The 3,712-nt window shown below is 69.1% G+C and carries 3 protein-coding genes and 1 pseudogene; all 4 read left to right on the forward strand.

Annotation, left to right across the window (positions count from 1 at the left end):
• A pseudogene (locus ACFWF3_RS27935) lies at nt 1–200 on the forward strand (MarR family transcriptional regulator); the annotation flags it as partial.
• Between the two features lie 60 nt (nt 201–260).
• Complete coding sequence (locus tag ACFWF3_RS27940; protein WP_379316411.1) at nt 261–1,538, forward strand: adenosylmethionine--8-amino-7-oxononanoate transaminase; 1,278 nt, start codon at nt 261–263, stop codon at nt 1,536–1,538.
• Nucleotides 1,535–2,734 carry an 8-amino-7-oxononanoate synthase gene (locus ACFWF3_RS27945; protein ID WP_379316412.1) on the forward strand — a complete coding sequence of 400 codons (1,200 nt, stop codon included), beginning with the start codon at nt 1,535–1,537 and terminating at the stop codon, nt 2,732–2,734. Before ACFWF3_RS27940 ends, ACFWF3_RS27945 begins: the two co-directional genes overlap by 4 nt.
• The gene (gene bioD, locus ACFWF3_RS27950; RefSeq protein ID WP_379316414.1) at nt 2,731–3,411 is read left to right on the forward strand and encodes a dethiobiotin synthase; all 681 of its coding nucleotides are present in this window, start codon (nt 2,731–2,733) and stop codon (nt 3,409–3,411) included. Before ACFWF3_RS27945 ends, bioD begins: the two co-directional genes overlap by 4 nt.
• Nucleotides 3,412–3,712: the final 301 nt, after the last annotated feature.

Genomic DNA, 3,712 nt, shown 5'->3' on the forward strand with positions numbered 1-3,712 from the left:
GGCGCGCGCGGCTGGTGGTCACCACCACGGCCGGTCGGGAGGTGATGTCGCTGGCCGGGCAGCACATCCAGCGCATCGAACGGGTGATCGCCGCCGAGCTGGGCGCGGAATCGCTCGCCGTGGTCCGCGACGCCCTCGCCCGGCTCCCCGCTGCGATCGCCAGTCATGCCGACACCCCGCCCGCCGATGACGGCAGGTGATAACTTGAACAGTGTTCAAGGCTGTCGTCTCGGCAGCACCGGGCGACGACGAGGAAACCTGTGGACCTGACCCCCGAGCAGATCACCGCCCTCGATGCCGAACACGTCTGGCATCCCTACGGCGGATTCCCCGCGACCACCGAGCCGCTGGTCGTGGCGAGCGCGGCAGGAACGCGACTCACTCTCGCCGACGGCCGCGAACTCGTCGACGGGATGAGCTCGTGGTGGGCGGCCGTCCACGGCTACTGCCACCCGGTCCTCGACGCGGCCCTGCTCGCGCAATCCCAGCGCATGAGTCACGTGATGTTCGGCGGGCTCACCCACGAACCGGCCACCCGGCTGACCCAACTGCTGGTCGAACTCACGCCCGCGGGTCTCGACAAGGTCTTCCTCTGCGACTCCGGCTCCGTGTCGGTCGAGGTCGCGACCAAGATGTGCCTGCAGTACTGGCGCGGCGCCGGGCGCCCGGCGAAGAACCGGCTGCTCACCTGGCGCGGGGGATACCACGGCGACACCTTCACCCCGATGAGCGTCTGCGACCCCGATGGCGGCATGCACTCACTGTGGACCGACGTCCTCACCGAGCAGGTCTTCGTCCCCGCGCCGCCACGAGAGTTCGAACCCGGCTACGTCGCCGAGCTCGAACGCGCCGTCGCTGATCATCGCGAGGAACTGGCCGCGGTGATCGTCGAACCGGTCGTCCAGGGCGCGGGCGGCATGCGCTGGCACGATCCGCGCTACCTCACCGAACTGCGCCGGATCTGCGACGACAACGACGTGCTGCTCGTCTTCGACGAGATCGCCACCGGGTTCGGCCGCACCGGCGAGCTGTTCGCCGCCGACCACGCGGGCGTCGCGCCCGACGTGATGTGCGTCGGCAAGGCGCTGACCGGCGGCTACCTCACCCTGGCGGCGGCGCTGTGCACCGCGCGGATCGCCGAGACCATCAGCGCGGCACACGGCGGACTGATGCACGGGCCGACCTTCATGGGCAACCCGCTGGCCTGCGCCGTCGCGGTCGCCTCGATCGAGTTGCTGCGCTCGCGGGACTGGCGAGGCGAGGTGTCCAGGATCGAGTCGGAGTTGCGGGCCGGCCTCGCGCCGCTGGCCGAGCTGCCCGGTGTCGCCGAAGTCCGCGTGCTCGGCGCGATCGGCGTCGTCGAACTCGACGAACCCGTCGATATGCGCGCCGCGACCGATGCCGCCGTCGACGCGGGCGCCTGGCTGCGCCCGTTCCGCAATCTCGTCTACACGATGCCCCCGTTCATCAGCACCAGCGCCGACATCGCCGCCATCACCGAGGCCGTGGGCGCGGCGGTGAAGGCCTCGATCGCATGAGCCCGACCGTCCTGAACGGTGTTCAAGTATGCTGCTCAACTGTGAGTACGGATCCGTTGAGCTGGTTGGACGAGCGTGCGGCCGAACGGGTCGACGCGGGGCTACGCAGGCATCTGCGCGAGCGCGTCGCCGAGTCGTCCGCGATCGACCTCGCCTCCAACGACTACTTGGGCCTGCACCGGCACCCGGAGGTCGTCGAGGGCGCGATCGAGGCGGTGCGGCGCTGGGGAGCAGGCTCCACGGGCTCTCGCTTGGTCACCGGAACGACCACCGAGCACGCACTCCTCGAACTCGAACTGGCCGAATTCGTCGGCGCCGAAACAGGATTGGTCTTCGCGACCGGCTACGCCGCCAACCTCGGCGTGGTCACCGCGCTGGCCGGACGCGGCACCCTCGTGGTCTCCGACGCGGGCTCGCACGCCTCACTGGTCGACGCGTGCAGGCTTTCCCGCGCCAGAGTCGCGATCGCTGCGCACCGCGATGTCGCCGCGATCGAACGATTGCTCGCCGAGCGCACCGAAGAGCGCGCGTTGGTACTCACCGATTCGGTCTTCAGCGCAGACGGCGATCTCGCACCACTGGCCGACCTGCATCGCGTCACCCGTGCGAACGGCGCGATCCTGATCGTCGACGAAGCGCACGGACTCGGGGTCCGTGGCGAGGGCGGACGCGGGCTCGTGCACGAGCTGGGCTTGGCGGGCGAACCGGACCTCGTGATCACCGCGACGCTGTCGAAGGCATTCGCCGCCCAGGGCGGCGTCGTCCTGGCCGATGCCAGAATCCGTGCCCACCTCATCGATGCCGCGCGCACCTTCATCTTCGATACCGGCCTGGCTCCCGCCGCCGTCGGTGCGGCTCGCGCCGCGCTGTCGCTGCTGCGCCGCGACCCGTCGATGGCCACCCGCGTCCTCGACCGCGCCGCCGACATCGCCCGGATCGCCGGGGTCCCCGAACCGGATTCCGCGGTTGTTTCCGTCGTCCTCGGCGAAGCTCAAGTCGCCTTCGATGCCGCGCAGGCATGCCGCGCCCGCGGCCTCGACGTCGGTTGCTTCCGCCCGCCGTCGGTTCCCGAAGGCACCTCACGGCTGCGGCTGACCGCCCGCGCCGACCTGACATCCGCCGAACTCGAGACGATCGCCGAGGTCCTCGGCGACGTTCTCGCGTCGGCCCGCGGCAAGGAATCGGTGACGGCATGACTGTCCTGCTGATCAGCGGCACCTCGACCGACGTCGGCAAAACCGTCGTCACCGCGGCACTGGCCGCGGCCGCGCAGGCAGCGGGGCGCACGGTCGCTGTCTGCAAGCCCGCGCAGACCGGCATCGCCCCCGGCGAACCCGGCGACCTCGCCGAGGTCATCCGACTGACCGGGGTGACCCGCACGCTCGAGCTCGCTCGCTACCCGGAACCACTCGCTCCCGACACCGCCGCGCGGCGCGCGGCCATGCCGCTGCTGACCCTGAGCGATACCGTCGCCGCCGTCGAATCGCTCGCCGATGCCGACTGGGTGCTGGTCGAAGGCGCGGGCGGACTGCTGGTGCGGATGGGCGAGTTCACCCTGCTCGACCTCGCCCAGAAGATCGGTGCACCGGTACTGGTTGTCGCCGCGGCCGGCCTGGGCACCCTCAACCACAGCGAACTCACCACCCGGACCCTCGCCGCGGCAGGTGTTCCCTGCGCCGGCTTGGTCATCGGTTCCTGGCCGACCGATCCCGACCTCGCCTCCCGGTGCAATCGCGACGACCTTCCGCGAGTCACCGAGACCCCGATAGTCGGCGCGATCCCCGCCGGCGCTGGACAGTGGGACCGCCACCGCTTCACCGCGGCCGCACCGAGCTGGTTCACCGCCGGTCCGCTGCTTGGAAACCGCCCTTGACCAGCCGATTTGACTTCGTGTTGGTCGGCACGTAACTTTATTCGAGTCAGAGCGACACGGACACCAACTCAGCCGCCCAGCGGCCGGGACACGAGGTAGGACGTTGAGCGCCTGACTGATCATGTGTTCAGGGTTACTTGATCGGAACTTGCTTCCGGTGAGCTTCCTGAGCTAAAGTTTGAACCCTTGCCTCACCGAAACCCCTCCGAGAAGTTGTGGGTAGAAGTGTGTGCGTGTGTTCTTTGAGAACTCAATAGTGTGTCGATGAATGTCAGTGCCAATAATTATTATTGGTTCCAAT

The organism is Nocardia sp. NPDC060220 (assembly GCF_042727815.1).
In the GTDB taxonomy this organism is placed as follows: Bacteria; Actinomycetota; Actinomycetes; order Mycobacteriales; family Mycobacteriaceae; genus Nocardia.